Genomic DNA, 17,360 nt, shown 5'->3' on the forward strand with positions numbered 1-17,360 from the left:
CTTGATTTAACCGGAACTTCCCGGAAATTAACCGAAAGGAGATATTTAGGTCGTATTCTGATTACTACAACAATATTAGCCCTCCTTTGGTTTGCAAATTTAATAAAAAATTAAATCTTTTCCTTGCGTTTCTCCATCTTTATTAATCATAGTTAAACAAAAACCGCCCTCTTTTACTTAAAAAAGAAGACGGTTTTAACACTATTAAGAAAATTACGAATTATTCTTCGGTTTGTTTAGCCTCGAAATCTTTAATTAACTTATCCTGAACATCTGACGGAACAAGCTCATAACTAGAGAATTTCATGATGAACGAAGCACGTCCGCCGGTAAGCGAGCTAAGTGCCGTCGAATAGGAAGACATTTCTTTCAAAGGTACTTTAGCAACCAGTTTCTCAAAACCTTTCTCGCTACTCATACCCATAATCATGGCACGACGTCCCTGAAGGTCACCCATCACATCTCCCATCCTGTCGGACGGTACAAACACTTCCACATCATAAATCGGTTCCAGAATTTTCGGACCTGCATTCTTGAACGCTTCGCTAAAGGCATTACGTCCGGCAAGCATGAAGGAGATTTCATTAGAATCTACCGGATGCATCTTGCCATCATAAACAATGACACGCACATCACGGGCATACGAACCGGTCAACGGGCCTTGTTCCATACGAGACATGATACCTTTCATAATGGCAGGCAGGAAACGGGCATCGATAGAACCACCCACGATACTATTGATAAATACGAGCTTGCCGCCCCATTCCAACGGTACCTCTTCAGTCCCTCTTACAGTAATCTTAAATTCCTGTCCGTTGAACTTATAAGTATCGGGCACAGGCATACCTTCTTTATAAGGTTCTACAATCAGATGAACCTCACCGAACTGGCCGGCTCCGCCGGATTGTTTCTTATGGCGATAATCAGCACGTGCAGCTTTCGTAATCGTTTCGCGATACGGAATCTTCGGTTCTTCGTATTTCACCTGAAGTTTTTCATTGTTTTCCAACCGCCATTTCAATGTACGAAGATGGAATTCTCCCTGTCCGTGCACCAATGTCTGTTTCAATTCTTTTGATTGTTCGATTACCCACGTCGGATCCTCTTCGCGCATACGGTTCAAGATGGTCATCATCTTTTCCACATCCGCTTCGTTCACCGGTTTGATAGCACGGGAATATTTAGAATTCGGATATTTGATAAAGTTGAATTTATAATCGCAATCCTTGCCATTCAGTGTATTACCGGTCTTCACGTCTTTCAGTTTCACAGCAGCGCCAATATCACCGGCCTGCAATTCTTCCACTTTCACACGGTTGCCACCGGCCACCACATAAATCTGCGCAATACGTTCTTTCGAACCACGATCGGCATTCAGCAAATCATCTCCCTCATGAACTTTACCGCTCATAACTTTAAAATAAGAGACCTCACCGATATGCGGTTCCACACTTGTTTTGAAGAAATAAAGAGATTCCGGCCCGTTTGAATCAGGAGCCACTTCCTTGCCGTCCGTATTCTCTACCTTAGGCATTTCAGAAACAAAAGGAACTACATTACCCAAAAATTCCATCAAACGACGGACGCCCATATCCTTACCGCCACAAACGCAGAATACAGGAAACATTCCTCTGGCAATCAACCCTTTGCGGATGCCTTCACGCATTTCGTCTTCCGAAAGAGATTCCTGCTCGAAGAATTTCTCCATCAGACCTTCGTCATTTTCGGCAGCGGCTTCCACCAATGCTTTATGCATTTCCATCGCCTTATCCATTTCTTCTGCCGGAATATCTTCAATCGTTGGAGCACCGCCTTCGGGTTTCCACGAATATTTCTTCATCAACAGTACGTCAATCAAAGCATTAAAGCCCGGACCTGTACTGATAGGATATTGGATGGGAACAACTTTTGAACCATAAGCTTCTTTCAGTTGTTCAAGTATGTTATCATAGTCACATTTTTCATTATCAAGCTGGTTGACTAGAAAAATAACTGGCTTATTCAATTTTTCAGTATATCGGAAATGATTTTGCGTACCGACTTCGACACCATATTGGCCATTGAGAAGAATAATTGCAGTGTCGGTCACATTTAATGCAGTTACTGTACTGCCTACGAAATCGTCCGAACCCGGACAGTCAATGATATTAAGTTTTTTATTATTCCATTCTACATGGAGAACGGTGGAGAAAACGGAGTAACCATACTCTTGTTCAACAGGGAAATAATCACTAACAGTGTTTTTTGCGGCAACAGATCCGCGACGTTTTATAACACCACTCTCGAAAAGCATCGCTTCCACGAGAGTGGTTTTCCCAGAGCCAGAACTTCCCAACAAGGCAATGTTCTTGATTTCATTAGTCTGATATACTTTCATAATATATAAGATTTTAGTAATTACTCAGTATGTTTCTCACATACCATTAATTTTGTGATGCGCAAATTAGGGATTAATTGGGGGAAAAGCAACACTTGTGGTAGTGTTACTAAACAATGTTATGTAACACATCTTTATCGTGAACAATTCTGCTTAGTATAAAATTGTTTTCCTATTAGAAACAAACAAGCCATCCATCGCTTATTCGGAAATAATTTATTGCCGGCTGAATTATCGTTCAACGGTTGTTGGACGACAGTTCTATATTCGTGGAGCGTTCGTTCAACAACTGTTGAACGATAATCGAGTAGTACATGTACAAATAGTTTCGGCTGAAATAAATATTGTTTTATTCAGGCACGTACACTGTTTTCTGTTAAGAGAAAACAAATCTTTGATATATTATCCGATAATAGTTTTACTTTTGTATCCACAAAACTCAAACAGCATAGCTATGGCAGGTATTTATCTTCATATTCCTTTCTGCAAGACCCGTTGCATCTATTGTGATTTTTATTCGACTACCCGTAGTGAACTAAAAACACGCTATGTACGCGCCCTTTGCAGTGAACTGGAAATGCGAAAAGAATATTTGAAGGAAGAACGGGTAGAAACTATTTATTTCGGCGGCGGAACGCCGTCGCAACTGGAAGAAGGAGATTTCAGACAACTGTTCGAAACCATACAGAAGTGTTATGGAATGGAATCTTGCCACGAAATCACTCTGGAAGCCAATCCGGACGACTTATCAAAGGAGTATCTGCAAATGTTGTCTACTCTCCCGTTCAACCGCCTCAGCATGGGAATACAGACTTTCGATGACGCTACCCTCAAATTGCTGAAACGCCGCCATGATGCCCGGACTGCCATTGAAGCTGTCGACAGATGCCGGCAAGCCGGATTCAGCAATATCAGCATCGACCTTATATATGGACTGCCGGGAGAAACGAAAGAGCGCTGGGAGAACGATCTCCGGCAGGCTATCGACCTGAATGTGGAGCATATTTCTGCCTATCACTTGATTTACGAAGAAGATACACCTATATATAAGATGTTGAAGCAGCACCAGGTATCCGAAGTGGACGAAGATTCCAGCCTGGAGTTTTTTACGTTGCTGATAGAACGTCTGCAAGAAGCAGGATTCGAGCATTATGAGATCTCTAATTTCTGCCGACCCGGCAAACACTCCCGCCACAACACTTCGTATTGGCAAGGGATTCCCTACCTCGGCTGCGGACCATCAGCACACTCTTTCGACGGAATGACACGAGAATGGAATGTCTCATCCATCGACCTATATATAAAAGGTATAGAGAAGAACCGGCGTACTTTTGAAATTGAGTATCTGGATCAAGCCACCCGTTACAATGAATTTATCATCACTACCATACGCACAGTGTGGGGCACACCCATAGAAAAGCTGAAACAGACATTTGGCAATGAACTATGGGAGTACTGCCGGAAGATGGCTGCTCCTTATCTGGAAAGTGGGAAACTGGAAGAGCACGATGGCGCTCTGCGCCTGACCCGTGAAGGTATTTTCATTTCCGACAGTATAATGAGTGATTTGCTTTGGGTAGATTAATAAAATAAACGGCAAGCCGATGACCGAATCAGAAGTAAGAAAGTTATTACGGCAAATGAAAGAACTGGATTCGCAAACTGCCTTCCGGAACTTTTATGACATGACATACGACCGCCTTTTCCGCATTGCTTATTACTATGTAAAGCAAGAAGAATGGTCGCAGGAAATCGTACTCGATGTATTCCTGAAACTCTGGAAACAGCGCAGCACGCTACTTGACGTGAGAAATATTGAAGATTACTGCTTTATCCTGGTCAAGAATGCTTCACTCAATTATTTGGAAAAAGAATCCAAGCATACGTTTATTCATGCCGACTCACTGCCGGAACCTCAAGAACAAAGTTTCTCACCGGAAGAATCATTAATCAGCGAAGAACTGTTTGCCCTCTACGTGAAGGCACTTGACCGACTTCCCGAACGTTGCAGAGAGATATTTATCCGCATCCGCGAAGAAAAACAGAGTTATGCGCAGGTAGCGGAAGAGTTGGGTATCAGCACAAATACAGTAGACGCACAACTTCAGAAAGCGATAACACGGCTAAAGGAAATGATTAGCCGAACTGAAATTGATTAACATTTATTCGCACTAAGGGCGTAGGGAGTTTCTGTCAACCTGCTGTCTTTATCAGCAAACAACCCGATTAATCACTAAAAAGACAGAAAAAGGAATGAAATACGCCGATAGAGAATTAGAAGAAATACTGGACAAGCTCGTCGCCTCTACGCGTTCACCACGGGGACGTTTCTCAGCGGCAACCGGCTATCCTAAGTTAGAGAAAAGATTGAAGTCCCACACCCGGCGTCTGACTCTGACACGCACGTTTTCGGTAGCAGCGGCAGTACTCCTATTCTGTATATCAGCATGGACAGTTTACCTATATACACAGCCTGTCTCCATACAGACAGTTTCTACATTAGCGGAAACACGAACGGTTCATCTCCCCGACAGCAGCATTGTCATCCTGAACCACTATTCTTCGATTTCTTATCCTGAGAAATTCAAATCGGGCAACCGGAAAGTAGGATTGAACGGAGAGGCTTATTTTGAGGTAAGTAAAGATAAGAAACATCCGTTCATTGTGCAAACTGAGACAATTGACGTTCAGGTATTGGGAACTCATTTCAATGTGGATGCCTATCGTGACAATCCGGATGTAAAAACAACGTTATTAACAGGTTCGGTGGCAGTCAGCAATAAAAGCAACTCAATCCGCATGGTATTAAAGCCGAATGAAATTGCCATATATAATAAGGTGGGACAAAAGCTCACCCGCAAAGTCCTTGAAAATGCGAAGGATGAAATCTCCTGGCGGCATGGGGAGTTTATATTCGATGATTTGCCTTTGCAGGACATTGCCCGCGAACTATCCAACTCATTCGGGACAAGCATCCGCATATCCGACACGGCTTTACAAAATTACCGGATTACAGCCCGGTTCCGCAACGGGGAAGATTTGGAGACTATCTTATCTGTATTACACAATGCCGGTTATTTCAACTATTCACAAGACAATGAACAGATTATTATCACCGCTAAACCAGACTTAAAATGAGAACTATTCACCAGAGTCGCCTGCCTGTCAGAACAATTGTCCTGATAGGTATGGCGCTCTTTATCACCACCCAGGCATACGCACAAAACGCAAACGCCCGGCTCACACTGTCACTACGAAACGCTACATTGAAGGAGTTTACCAAAATGATTGAAAATTCAACCGGTTATTCATTCATATACAGCGAAGAAATCAGTATCAAACATAAAATCAACCTGAAAGTTAAAGAAAAGCCTTTGCAGGAAATTCTTGATATTGTATTCAAGAATGAAGCGGTCGGCTACGAGTTTTCCGGCCGCTATATCCTGCTGCAAAAAAAGAAAAGCCCCAAAAACGTAAGCCGCAAGTTTACTATCAGCGGATATGTCACTGACGGAACGTCCTCTGAGACGTTGATTGGAACGAACATCTTTGAGAGTCATCAGAATCAGGGAACTACTACCAATCCTTACGGTTTTTACAGTATCACTCTGCCCGAAGGAGAAACCGACTTACGTTTCTCCTACCTGGGGTATGGAATTTCCAAACATACTTTCATGCTCGGACAGGATACGGTATTGAACATCAGAATGAAAAGCGACAACCAACTCGAAGAGGTAGTAGTGGTATCCGAGAGGTCGGAAACCGGAGCACTGGCCACCCAAATGGGAGCTACCGACATTCCCATCGCCCAAATCAGAAATACTCCCAGCGTATTGGGAGAGGCGGACGTTATGAAGACCATACAACTTATGCCCGGAGTACAGGCAGGGGTGGACGGCTCCGCCGGACTATATATACGCGGCGGTAGCCCGGACCAGAACTTGATTCTACTCGACGGGGTTCCCGTGTATAATGTAGACCATATGTTCGGATTCTTCTCTGTCTTTACTCCTGAAGCGGTGAAGAAGGTAACGCTGTTCAAAAGTTCCTTCCCTGCCCGCTTCGGCGGACGGCTCTCTTCGGTCATCGACGTACGTACCAATGACGGAAATATGCAAAAATACCATGGTACGTTCAGTATCGGCCTGTTAACCAGCAAAATTAATCTGGAAGGTCCTATCATTAAGGGAAAAACATCATTCAATATTTCAGCGCGCCGCTCCTTTCTGGATCTATTGGCAAAACCCTTTATGCCTGATGATGAAAAATATAGTTACTACTTTTATGACGTAAATGCCAAAATCAACCATAAATTCTCCGACCGGAGCCGCATCTATCTAAGTGCCTACAATGGAAAAGACCACTTTAAGACCCGTTTTGACGCTGACACTAATTACGAAGACGGGACTACAATGAACTGGGGAAATACAATCATTTCCGCCCGGTGGAATTATATCTTCAACAACCAACTGTTCAGCAACACAACCGTCGCTTTCAACAACTACCGGTTTGACATCAATTCATATACCACCAACAAGTTTGCCGGTTCATCCGAAGATATGGTTAACAAGTATTCTGCCGATTACCGTTCCGGCATCCAGGACTGGAGTTATAAGATAGACTTCGACTACAATCCTACTCCCACACACCGCATTAAGTTCGGAACGGAATATATGTATCACAGCTTCCGCCCGGAAGTCATGACATCCCGGATTTCAGAGCAAACCGACAACCACACAGAACGGGACAGTATCTATCATAGTATAAATAACAGCCGGATTTACGCACAGGAAATATCAGCCTACGCAGAAGATAATTTCAAAATCAGCCCACATCTCCGACTGAATCTCGGACTGCATCTTTCTTTATTCCGTGTGCAGAAGAAAAACTATTTCTCTCTCCAGCCCCGCCTATCCGCCCGATATCAACTGAGCAGGAATGTCGCTCTGAAAACGTCTTATACCAAAATGAACCAATATGTGCATCTGCTTTCGTCCATGCCTATCAGTATGCCGACAGATTTATGGGTTCCCGTAACAAAGAAAATCAGACCTATGCAATCCCACCAATTCTCTTTAGGAGGATATTATACGGGAATCAAGGGTTGGGAATTTTCAGTAGAAAGTTATTATAAGGATATGCGCAATGTACTGGAATATAAAGACGGAGTCAGCTTTTTCGGTTCTTCCTCCGGTTGGGAAAACAAAGTGGAAATGGGAAAAGGACGTTCAATGGGGATTGAATTTATGGCACAAAAAACGATCGGCAAGACTACGGGATGGCTATCCTATACCCTTTCAAAAAGCGACCGTAAATTCGCCAAAGGCGGCATAAACAACGGAGAACGGTTCCCGTACAAGTATGACCGTCGCCATAACATCAACCTGACGGTTAACCACCGGTTCAACGACCGCATCGATATCGGAGCCTCCTGGGTATTCTACACAGGAGGGACAAGCACTATTCCCGAAGAAAAAACGGTGATTATCCGTCCTAATGACGGTGCAAACAATGGTTCGGGAGGAGGTTGGGTGATTCCTTACGAACCCATGTTTACCAATACATCACCCACTATAGGAGAAGCCAACTACGTTGAACACCGGAACAACTTCCGTCTGCCGGCAAGCCACCGGCTGAATATTGGCGTCAATTTCAATAAAAAGACCAAGCATGGAATGCGCACCTGGAACATCAGTTTATACAATGTGTACAACGCCATGAATCCGGCATGGATTTATCGGGCACACAACCAGGAAGGAAAAAGCGTCATCAAAAAATATACATTATTACCTATCATTCCTTCTTTTACTTATACTTATAAATTCTAGTCCAGCAATGAAAACTTATACATACATATTATTCATACTGATTACAACGCTTACCACTGTTTCTTGCGAGAATGAACTTCCTTTCAACATCAAGGACAATCCCCCTAAACTGGTGATGAATGCATTAATCAACGCCGACAATCAGACCAATATCCTTTTCCTTAACTTCACCGGAAAGGAAACTGCCACTCATATCCAAGATGCGACGGTAGAGGTACGTGTCAACGGACAACTGACAGAAAGCCTGCGCCCGCTTCCACCGGAAACAGAAGCAAACCCGCAATGCCGTTTCAACATTACAAGTAAATTCACCCCCGGAGATGCGGTTCGTATAGACGCACTGACCGATGACGGACGGTATCATGCCTGGGCAGAAGTAGCTGTACCCCAACGTCCTGCCGGAATAGAGAATATCGACACGCTCACCGTCCCGATGCAAGAATACGGGCATACCAACAAATATCTTCGTTACCGGATAACCTTCAAAGACCGCCCTGACGAAACGAATTATTACCGCCTTGTAGTAGACAAGCAGACCACATTATGGGGATATAACTACGAAGAGGGAAAAGGAGACTATATCTTTTGGACAAAACACAGTTACTCATTTATCGGGCGCGAAGACATCGTATTGACAGACGGGCAACCCTCTACCGGAGACGATGAAGATAACGGCATGTTCGATACGGCAAAGAATATCTATGGGGTATTTGACGACTCCCGGTTTAAAAATACGTCATATACAATGACGGTCTACAACAGCACCCACATCGAAACAGGTAACGAAGAAGGATTTTTTAATGGGATGGATGTCATTATCCGCTTGAGAAGTATCACAGAAGTAGAATATTATTATCTGAAAGCTCTTAACTCTGTGGATTCCGACGTCTATGACGAGACAATCGACGAACCAATCAAATATCCCGGTAATGTGCACGGTGGTACGGGGATAGTAGGGATCAGTACGGAAGTAAGTAAAGTTATTACCATCTTCACTCCCCAGCATTAGAATTGTAAAAGAATGAAAGTTACCGACAGGTTAGATTAGGAACGAAACTCTTTTTCAACTATCTTTGCAGCCAAAAACAGGCATCGACTATGTTTATCATCATTGGAATTATGCTGACGGGAATGCTGTTGGGATATCTATTACGCAGCAAACGTCTCACGTGGATACATAAAATAATCACCTTGCTTATATGGAGTCTTCTATTCCTGCTTGGAATTGACGTAGGCGGAAACGAAACGATCATCAAGGGACTGCCCACATTTGGACTGGAAGCCGTCATCATCACTCTCGCCGCTGTCATAGGAAGTACCCTATGCGCATGGGGACTCTGGTACCTATTATACATAAGGAATAGAGGAAAGGAGACGAAAGCATGAAAGGCAGTCTGATTATTGTCTCTTTCTTCATTATCGGTACCCTCTGCGGAGTATATCATCTCATCCCATACGATTTCACCGACAGTAAACTCAGCTACTATGCCCTTTGCGGCTTGATGTTCTGCGTAGGGATCAGTATCGGTAACGACCCGAACACGCTGAAAAGTTTCCGTTCTCTGAATCCCCGACTCGTGTTTCTTCCCATTCTGACAATACTCGGCACACTGGCAGGATGTGCCGTAGCAGGAATCTTCATGAGCCAACGAGGATCCTTGGATTGCATGGCTGTCGGAGCCGGATTTGGTTATTATTCGCTCTCCAGCATTTTTATCACCGAATACAAAGGCCCCGAACTGGGAACTATCGCACTGCTTTCCAATATCATGCGTGAAATCATTGCTCTGCTGTGTGCTCCATTGCTAGTAAAGTATTTCGGAAAGTTAGCCCCTATCTCTGTGGGAGGAGCTACGACTATGGATACCACTCTTCCTATCATTACCCGATACTCAGGAAAGGAATTTGTAATCATTTCCATCTTTCACGGTTTTGTAGTCGATTTCAGTGTTCCATTCCTGGTCACGTTCCTTTGTTCAATATCATTTTAACAGCAACACTCCCTAAAATACAGCAAATTTTCACTATCGTTTCCGTACACGTATTACAAAAACATTTCATAAAGAAGTGTTTTTGTATCAAAAAGCATATCACCACTTGATTTACATCAAGAAATCAACCTAAATAGTTTCTTTTCCCTTTCTTTATTTTTGTGTTATAAAACATATTCCTACATTTGCATAGGTAAAAAGAAAAAGCTAAGCGCTTAGACAATATTTTCAATAGGTATTAGATTTGTTTTTAGGAATAGTTTTTAGGAATAACAATTAAAAAAGTAGGTATTATGAAACGTATAGGATTAACATTAGTGGCAGCACTCTGTCTGACTGCTACGACTTTTGCAGCAGGAAACCAGCCTACAACTGCAAAATGGGAAGGTAACATCAACGTAAGTAAATTAGGTAAATATTTGAATTTAAATTCCGTTCAGAGCGAAGAAGTAGCAAACATTTGCGATTACTTCTCTACACAGATGTCAAAAGCCACAACAGCGAAGAAAGATAAAGAAGCAAAATTGCGTAACGCTGTTTATGGTAACTTGAAACTGATGAGAAAGACACTCAGCGCCGAACAGTATGCCAAATATGCTGCTTTGATGAACATTACCTTGATGAACAAAGGTATTGAACTGAATAAGTAAAACGATTAAATATGTAAAAGAGAGAGAGAAAGGGTGGAAGCTGATAATCGGCTTCCACCCTTCTTCTTTTTATTCACGGCAAGTACCATTTTATCGACAAGCGTTATTTAATAGTCACCATCGTAGCCCCGAATCCATATTCCTGGAAAGAGGCATCCTGATAACGGCAATTGCTATACTTCCGCTTCAGTTCATCAAGGATAGCTTTCCGAAGCACTCCATCCCCCTTGCCATGAATAAATACAATCTTCTGTTCACGCTTATTCTTATAGTTTTCCATCACTTCACGAAACTTATCCAATTGATAAGTTAGGATTTCGGCATTCCCCATCCCCTGAGTATCATCCAACAAAGAATCAATATGAAGGTCTATTTCAACAATGCCATTCTTTCCACCATGAGCATGGTTAGGTTTAACGATAGGTTGCGACTTCGGTTTATCTGCCGACTTCTTCTGCAACAAAGCAACCTGAATTTCTTCAGCCGAAACATAGACTTGCTTTGCAGGCATATCATTCTTCACAATATCATAAATCAAAGCCGGTTCTTCAAAGAAATCGGAACTGCTGAACGTATGCAGTTTATAGAACTTCACAGTATCGATCCGTATCTCTACGCTGACAGCCGGTTTGATAGCTGCCGGCTTACCGTCTTTGAAAGCTATCAGTTGCACAGCCACCCGTTCCATTTCATTCAACAGATCTTTCGTAAACTCTTCCAACAACAATTTTGTATTCGGTTCCACCAAACCATGTGAACGGTTTTTCCAAGTTTTTCCTTCCGCACTCAAATAGGTATAATACAGATAATAATTACTATCATTTACCAAATAAGTTTCGAAAGGGGTAGTCATCATAGCCTTTGCATCTTCAGGCACGTAAGCAAGAAATACGTTCAACGTATCTCCCCCACGCACTTCCGGCTGACGTTGAATAACAGGCATTTCCGGTTTTGACGGTTTCACCGGTTCTTCCGGTTTCGGAGCCGACGATTTCGATTTATGCTTTATATTGTAGTCATCTGTTTCAATCACCACACACTCACGTATCGGCATAGGAATGTCGAAGCCGTCCGCATCTTCCACCAAAACAAAATCCTTTCCTTGGAATCCAGTTACGATTCCACCGCCTACCTCACTGAGGAAGCGTACTTTATCTCCTATTTTCATTGTTGTATATTCCAATTAAAGTTCAAACTCAAAAGCGAGTAACAAAGATAGATATTTCTATGAAATTAAACCGGGATTTGGTTCTAAAAACAAGGAACTTGCTTTTATTCACCCTTTTTATTGTAACTTTGCCACACGAAATACCAAACATATTATTTGAAATTCCCTATTAACGATGAAAACCTATGAAAGAATTTATTAAAGTCATCGCCTTCGACGCAGATGACACCCTGTGGAGCAACGAACCTTTTTTCCAAGAAATAGAAAAGCAATATACAAGCCTGTTACAGCCTTATGGCACTCCCAAAAATATTTCAGCCGCCTTATTTCAGACAGAAATGAATAATCTGAAACATCTCGGATACGGTGCCAAAGCTTTTACCATCTCCATGGTTGAGACCGCTTTGCAAATCAGTGGACAAATCTGATATTCAACCCGTTTTATCATTAGGTGGATACGGAGTGCATATTCCTTTCGAGGTTATGTGGAAACATGAAGTGGCAGATACATTCACACATACCCATCTGAAGCAGATAGAAAGATTCGATGAATTGCTTGCCCTGTTCGGATAAGCCTATCCCCAATTCAGGCTAAAATATTTCTCCCATCTGCATATCTATAATAATTTCATCAACTCAGCCGCCCGGCACGCTTCGATTGAATTACTGACAGAAAGTTTCTCCAGGATATTCTGCCGATGCCGGTTGACTGTGTTCACGCTAATATAGAGAGTAGCGGCTATCTCTTTACTTGACAGTCCTTTGCGTATGCAACGGAGTATCTCCTTTTCACGTTCAGACAAGATATTGCAATGTTCTTCCGACAGAAACAGTGTTTCCACTTCCCCATGTTCCATGTGGGTAATGGTAGGATATATCCCTTGCTCCGCCCTCTGGTCTGCCGACAATGTGTAAAGGCAAAAAATCAGCCACACACTTCCCGAAGGAGTATTTTCCATGATTTGAACTAAATTGTCTATATACTGATATTCTCCTTTCTCATTCTTCATCCGCAGCCTGCATCTTCCCCTATACTTCAACCGTTCCTCGGACGACAACGAAAATGTTTTTTGAAAAAATTTATATTCCAACAAACGTTTTTCCACCAAGTCCTCCGGATGAATCCTCCGGTAGATGCAATCTTCATCCATCGAATCAATGACGCTTAAAGCAGCCTCTTCCTGAGTCAGTCCCAGAAAATGCGCCCACCGATGAACCGTTACATAACTTTTCCGGTTCGAAAGGTCAGAAATGACAGCGCATCCACCGTTAATCTCCGTCAATGAACGGACAAAATGCCGATGTTGCTCCACAATACCTTTATCTAATACCTCATTAGCTATCGGTTGCGTAGCATACACCTCATCAATTTCCTTTTGTAATACGTCCATCCTGTAAAATGGTTATTATTCAGTATTGCTACATATCAGGGCATGGCCTATCTTTGCACCACAAAGATAATCAAATAAGAAACTATCATGCAACATTTAAAAATCAAAATCATGTCGATTGCCTTGATGGCGATAGCAACTTCTTCAATGGGACAAAGTCTGAATAAAATGAACTGGCTGAACGAGCCTCAACAATGGGAGATAAAAGAAGGTAAAACCTTAGTTATGGACGTACCGGCAAAAACCGACTTCTGGCGAATCTCCCACTATGGATTTACCGTAGATGACGGCCCTTTCTACTATGCTACCTATGGCGGAGAATTCGAAGTGAAAGTAAAGATTACCGGCAACTACGTGACCACTTTCGACCAAATGGGACTAATGCTGCGCATTGACCATGAAAACTGGATAAAGGCGGGAGTTGAATATGTTGATGGCAAACAGAACGTAAGTGCCGTGGTAACACACCACACGAGCGACTGGAGCGTAGTACAATTACCGGATGCTCCCCGTTCTCTATGGATAAAAGCAATCCGCCGACTGGATGCAGTGGAAATATTCTTCTCGCGTGATGACAAAGAATATACCATGATGCGCATTTGCTGGTTGCAAGATAATTGTCCTGTCATGGTAGGTCTGATGGGAGCTTGCCCGGACGGAAAGGGATTTACCGCCATATTCGAAGAGTTCAAAGTGACTCCGCTAGCGGATCAGCGAAGACTGGAATGGGCAAAGAAGCAACAGGATAAATAAGGATAACACAAAATAATTCTGTCCGGATTCAGCAACTGCTGATTCTGTAAACAGATATCCGGTATCTTCATATAAACAAATTTTATTGCACAAATATAAAAATTCCTTGCCACAAATCACCATAAACTACAGAATCTTGAACTTCAGGAAAGGAGAATCAAAGAAAAATGCCTATTTTTGTCATCGCAAACCTAAGATTATAAAATAATGCGTTATAGACTTTCAGCTCCTTCCGCAATCAAAGCCACAATTCAATTGCCGGCTTCCAAGAGTATCAGTAACCGTGCACTCATTATCAATGCATTGGCAGAAAGCAACTGTACTCCTAACAATCTATCCGATTGCGATGATACACGCGTGATGATAAAAGCCCTTACCCAAGATGAAGAAACAATTGACATCATGGCTGCCGGAACCGCCATGCGCTTTCTGACGGCCTATTTGAGTGTCACACCGGGAGAACGGATAATCACAGGCACAACACGCATGCAACAACGCCCCATACAAATATTGGTCAATGCCCTTCGTGAACTGGGAGCGGAAATAAGCTATACCAATAATGAGGGATTCCCCCCTTTACACATAAAAGGTGTAGAACTGAAAGGGAATGAGATTACGCTGAAAGGAAATGTCAGCTCCCAATACATTTCAGCTTTGCTGATGATAGGTCCGGCACTTAAAAACGGGCTGACGCTGCATCTGAGCGGTGAGATTATCTCACGTCCTTACATCAACCTTACATTACAGTTAATGCAGGACTTCGGTGCAAAAGCAGCATGGACTTCTTCAGACAGCATCTCCGTAGCTCCACAACCTTATACAAGCATTCCGTTTACAGTGGAGAGTGATTGGAGCGCAGCTTCTTACTGGTATCAAATTGCAGCATTATCCCCAAAAACTGAAATTGAGTTATTGGGATTATTCCGTAACAGTTATCAGGGAGACAGCCGTGGAGCGGAAGTATTCTCGCGGTTAGGAATAACCACAGAGTTTACCACCAAAGGAGTTAAACTCAAAAAGACAGGGAAAGCACCGGAAAGACTGGAAGAAGATTTCATTGACATACCTGATTTGGCACAGACCTTTGTCGTCACTTGTGCCTTGATGAACATTCCTTTCCGCTTCACAGGGCTGCAAAGTCTGAAGATAAAAGAAACCGACCGTATTGCCGCTTTAAAAAACGAACTCAAAAAGCTGGGATACGTTATCAAAGAAGAGAATGACAGCATACTGATGTGGAATGGCGAACGGTGTGAACCAGAAGAAACTCCTGTGATTGCAACATACGAAGACCACCGGATGGCAATGGCGTTTGCTCCGGCAATAATCTGCCACCCTACTATGCAAATCGCCGACCCGCAAGTCGTTACCAAATCATATCCCGGATATTGGAAAGACCTGAAACAAGCCGGATTTCAGATTATAAACGAAGACTAACCGCCCCGATACAGTGGAAGATTTCAATAAATACACTTCCCATATCAACTATTCCCCTATTGTAGATTTTGTATTACAACAGGGGAAACAGACCTATTATGAGAAAGGAGACTATTTTTCCCGACAGGGAGAAATCTGCAGGACGATGGGCTTTGTCAGTTCCGGCTCTTTCCGGTACTGTTGTATCAACAATTTGGGAGAAAGTAATATCGTAGGATATACTTTCGACAATTCCTTTGTCGGCAATTATCCAGCTTTTCAATTACAGGACAAATCGAATGTGGACATACAAGCCCTGTGTGACTGTTCGGTATATGTGATTAATCATCAGCAAATGACCGATTTCTATGAAGCTAACAACGACAACCAAAAGCTAGGACGCCGCATTGCAGAAACTCTGCTATGGGAAGTCTACGACCGTATGATTTCAATGTACAGCCTGACAGCAGAAGAACGGTATCTTGAAATTATCAACCGTTGCCCCGACTTACTGAAACTGATTACATTAAAAGAACTGGCATCTTATCTCTTGATTCGCCCGGAAACACTAAGCCGTATCCGAAGAAAAGTGGTACAAAAGTAATTTCTTGATTTCAATCAAGAAATTATCTACGCCCACTCCCTACTTTTGGAACCAAATAGAATGAAAATCATGCAGAAAATAATAATTATAGGTGCAACTTCCGGCATTGGTCGCGGTTTGGCAGAAGCGTATATTCAAGAAGATTGTCTCATCGGCATTACCGGTCGCAAAGAGAACCTGTTACAAGAAATATACACCCAAGACAAAAATAAACTATTCTATCAAGTATGCGACATCACCGATGTGCAAACCAGTATCCAATGTTTGGAAACACTCGTACAAAAAATGGGTGGAATGGATATACTGACAATCTGTGCCGGCACGGGAGAGCTCAATCCCGAACTTTCTTATCAACTGGAAGAACCGACTTTATTGACCAACGTAATAGGATTCACCAACATAGCCGATTGGGGATTCCGTTACTTTGAACAGCAAAAGAGCGGGCATTTAGTCATCATTTCTTCCGTAGGCGGTACACGTGGTAGCGGCATCGCACCTGCCTACAATGCATCAAAAGCCTATCAAATCAACTATATGGAAGGACTACGGCAGAGAGCCACCAAATCCCCTTATCCTATTCATACGACAGATATCCGTCCGGGGTTTGTAGATACAGCAATGGCTAAAGGAGAGGGACTGTTTTGGGTAACTCCTGTTGATAAAGCCGTGAGACAAATAAAAGAAGCTATTCATAAGAAGAAAAAAGTAGCATTTATCTCAAAAAGATGGAAATACGTAGCCATACTATTTCGCTTGATACCGTCAGCTATTTATTGCCGGATGTAGCAACTGATAATAGTTTATACGAATATTGGTATCTACCGGATTTCAGCCATGTCTGTAATCCTTCTTAAACATATTCCCACAATAATGACGATAGACTCACAAATATACAGGATAAGCGCAATGGGAACGGATTTTAAGACTCAATAATTAATGATGGAAAAATAAGTTCTTTCAGAACTAGGATGATTTATAAATTAGAATTAACAATACAAATATATAATATATTTTAATATATTGCACTCATTTATAGAAAAAACTTCAAATTAAAGTGCATTATTTCTTTTTAAAAGCACAACAATGCTTATTTTATACTCAATTCTAATATAAACACATATCTTATTTCCTTAAATATCATTATTCTATCAAGTAAAAAACAGTCATCTAACAAATATGAAA

General features: G+C 42.3%; 15 protein-coding genes and 1 pseudogene. 13 read left to right on the plus strand and 3 right to left on the minus strand.

The window, feature by feature from the left end; genetic code table 11:
- Positions 1-220: 220 nt before the first annotated feature.
- Entirely contained in the window at positions 221-2,377 is a 2,157-nt protein-coding gene (locus tag ACGHVY_RS00125; protein ID WP_390596179.1) for an elongation factor G, read from the minus strand.
- Positions 2,378-2,831: 454 nt separating this feature from the next.
- On the opposite strand from ACGHVY_RS00125, the gene hemW reads away from it, so the two are divergent.
- The 8 genes from hemW (at position 2,832) to ACGHVY_RS00165 (ending at position 10,846) form a co-directional block, all read left to right on the plus strand.
- On the plus strand, positions 2,832-3,962 hold the full coding sequence (gene hemW / locus ACGHVY_RS00130; protein ID WP_390596180.1) for a radical SAM family heme chaperone HemW: 1,131 nt from the start codon (positions 2,832-2,834) through the stop codon (positions 3,960-3,962).
- Positions 3,963-3,981: 19 nt separating this feature from the next.
- Positions 3,982-4,536: an RNA polymerase sigma-70 factor gene (locus ACGHVY_RS00135; protein WP_390596182.1), complete on the plus strand. Its 555-nt coding sequence runs from the start codon at positions 3,982-3,984 to the stop codon at positions 4,534-4,536.
- Between the two features lie 94 nt (positions 4,537-4,630).
- A complete protein-coding gene (locus ACGHVY_RS00140) occupies positions 4,631-5,515 on the plus strand; it encodes a FecR family protein (protein ID WP_390596185.1) in 885 nt (294 codons plus the stop codon).
- A complete protein-coding gene (locus ACGHVY_RS00145) occupies positions 5,512-8,205 on the plus strand; it encodes a TonB-dependent receptor domain-containing protein (protein ID WP_390596188.1) in 2,694 nt (897 codons plus the stop codon). Before ACGHVY_RS00140 ends, ACGHVY_RS00145 begins: the two co-directional genes overlap by 4 nt.
- A 7-nt stretch (positions 8,206-8,212) precedes the next feature.
- The gene (locus ACGHVY_RS00150; protein WP_390596191.1) at positions 8,213-9,214 is read left to right on the plus strand and encodes a DUF4249 domain-containing protein; all 1,002 of its coding nucleotides are present in this window, start codon (positions 8,213-8,215) and stop codon (positions 9,212-9,214) included.
- Positions 9,215-9,303: 89 nt separating this feature from the next.
- On the plus strand, positions 9,304-9,591 hold the full coding sequence (locus tag ACGHVY_RS00155) for a LysO family transporter (RefSeq protein ID WP_390596194.1): 288 nt from the start codon (positions 9,304-9,306) through the stop codon (positions 9,589-9,591).
- Positions 9,588-10,196: a lysine exporter LysO family protein gene (locus ACGHVY_RS00160; RefSeq protein WP_308745972.1), complete on the plus strand. Its 609-nt coding sequence runs from the start codon at positions 9,588-9,590 to the stop codon at positions 10,194-10,196. Before ACGHVY_RS00155 ends, ACGHVY_RS00160 begins: the two co-directional genes overlap by 4 nt.
- Positions 10,197-10,489: 293 nt before the next feature.
- On the plus strand, positions 10,490-10,846 hold the full coding sequence (locus ACGHVY_RS00165; protein ID WP_390596197.1) for a hypothetical protein: 357 nt from the start codon (positions 10,490-10,492) through the stop codon (positions 10,844-10,846).
- Between the two features lie 103 nt (positions 10,847-10,949).
- Here ACGHVY_RS00165 and ACGHVY_RS00170 read toward each other — a convergent pair whose 3' ends face one another.
- Complete coding sequence (locus ACGHVY_RS00170) at positions 10,950-12,014, minus strand: DUF2027 domain-containing protein (RefSeq protein WP_308745974.1); 1,065 nt, start codon at positions 12,012-12,014, stop codon at positions 10,950-10,952.
- 185 nt (positions 12,015-12,199) lie between these two features.
- Here ACGHVY_RS00170 and ACGHVY_RS00175 point away from each other — a divergent pair.
- Positions 12,200-12,587: pseudogene (locus tag ACGHVY_RS00175) on the plus strand (hypothetical protein).
- Between the two features lie 44 nt (positions 12,588-12,631).
- Here ACGHVY_RS00175 and ACGHVY_RS00180 read toward each other — a convergent pair.
- Positions 12,632-13,405 carry a response regulator transcription factor gene (locus ACGHVY_RS00180; protein WP_390596201.1) on the minus strand — a complete coding sequence of 258 codons (774 nt, stop codon included), beginning with the start codon at positions 13,403-13,405 and terminating at the stop codon, positions 12,632-12,634.
- A gap of 111 nt (positions 13,406-13,516) precedes the next feature.
- Here ACGHVY_RS00180 and ACGHVY_RS00185 point away from each other — a divergent pair, with 111 nt between their 5' ends.
- From ACGHVY_RS00185 to ACGHVY_RS00200, 4 genes are all read left to right on the plus strand, one after another.
- Positions 13,517-14,158, plus strand: a complete 642-nt coding sequence (locus tag ACGHVY_RS00185; protein WP_390599627.1) for a DUF1349 domain-containing protein — start codon at positions 13,517-13,519, stop codon at positions 14,156-14,158.
- 207 nt (positions 14,159-14,365) lie between these two features.
- Positions 14,366-15,595, plus strand: coding sequence for a 3-phosphoshikimate 1-carboxyvinyltransferase (aroA, locus tag ACGHVY_RS00190; protein ID WP_390596204.1), 1,230 nt, complete (start codon positions 14,366-14,368; stop codon positions 15,593-15,595).
- A gap of 13 nt (positions 15,596-15,608) precedes the next feature.
- Positions 15,609-16,178 (plus strand): Crp/Fnr family transcriptional regulator, encoded by a 570-nt coding sequence (locus tag ACGHVY_RS00195; protein WP_308745978.1) that lies wholly within the window; start codon positions 15,609-15,611, stop codon positions 16,176-16,178.
- Between the two features lie 69 nt (positions 16,179-16,247).
- Positions 16,248-16,964 (plus strand): SDR family NAD(P)-dependent oxidoreductase, encoded by a 717-nt coding sequence (locus tag ACGHVY_RS00200; RefSeq protein WP_390596207.1) that lies wholly within the window; start codon positions 16,248-16,250, stop codon positions 16,962-16,964.
- The last annotated feature ends 396 nt before the right edge of the window (positions 16,965-17,360 follow it).

Source organism: Bacteroides sp. f07 (assembly GCF_042854785.1).
In the GTDB taxonomy this organism is placed as follows: Bacteria; Bacteroidota; Bacteroidia; order Bacteroidales; family Bacteroidaceae; genus Bacteroides.

Bases quoted from the DNA above. Each gene is read 5' to 3' on its own strand.
- ACGHVY_RS00125 (WP_390596179.1), bottom strand. From the start codon at position 2,377: ATGAAAGTATATCAGACTAATGAAATCAAGAACATTGCCTTGTTGGGA.
- hemW (WP_390596180.1), top strand. From the start codon at position 2,832: ATGGCAGGTATTTATCTTCATATTCCTTTCTGCAAGACCCGTTGCATC.
- ACGHVY_RS00135 (WP_390596182.1), top strand. From the start codon at position 3,982: ATGACCGAATCAGAAGTAAGAAAGTTATTACGGCAAATGAAAGAACTG.
- ACGHVY_RS00140 (WP_390596185.1), top strand. From the start codon at position 4,631: ATGAAATACGCCGATAGAGAATTAGAAGAAATACTGGACAAGCTCGTC.
- ACGHVY_RS00145 (WP_390596188.1), top strand. From the start codon at position 5,512: ATGAGAACTATTCACCAGAGTCGCCTGCCTGTCAGAACAATTGTCCTG.
- ACGHVY_RS00150 (WP_390596191.1), top strand. From the start codon at position 8,213: ATGAAAACTTATACATACATATTATTCATACTGATTACAACGCTTACC.
- ACGHVY_RS00155 (WP_390596194.1), top strand. From the start codon at position 9,304: ATGTTTATCATCATTGGAATTATGCTGACGGGAATGCTGTTGGGATAT.
- ACGHVY_RS00160 (WP_308745972.1), top strand. From the start codon at position 9,588: ATGAAAGGCAGTCTGATTATTGTCTCTTTCTTCATTATCGGTACCCTC.
- ACGHVY_RS00165 (WP_390596197.1), top strand. From the start codon at position 10,490: ATGAAACGTATAGGATTAACATTAGTGGCAGCACTCTGTCTGACTGCT.
- ACGHVY_RS00170 (WP_308745974.1), bottom strand. From the start codon at position 12,014: ATGAAAATAGGAGATAAAGTACGCTTCCTCAGTGAGGTAGGCGGTGGA.
- ACGHVY_RS00180 (WP_390596201.1), bottom strand. From the start codon at position 13,405: ATGGACGTATTACAAAAGGAAATTGATGAGGTGTATGCTACGCAACCG.
- ACGHVY_RS00185 (WP_390599627.1), top strand. From the start codon at position 13,517: ATGTCGATTGCCTTGATGGCGATAGCAACTTCTTCAATGGGACAAAGT.
- aroA (WP_390596204.1), top strand. From the start codon at position 14,366: ATGCGTTATAGACTTTCAGCTCCTTCCGCAATCAAAGCCACAATTCAA.
- ACGHVY_RS00200 (WP_390596207.1), top strand. From the start codon at position 16,248: ATGCAGAAAATAATAATTATAGGTGCAACTTCCGGCATTGGTCGCGGT.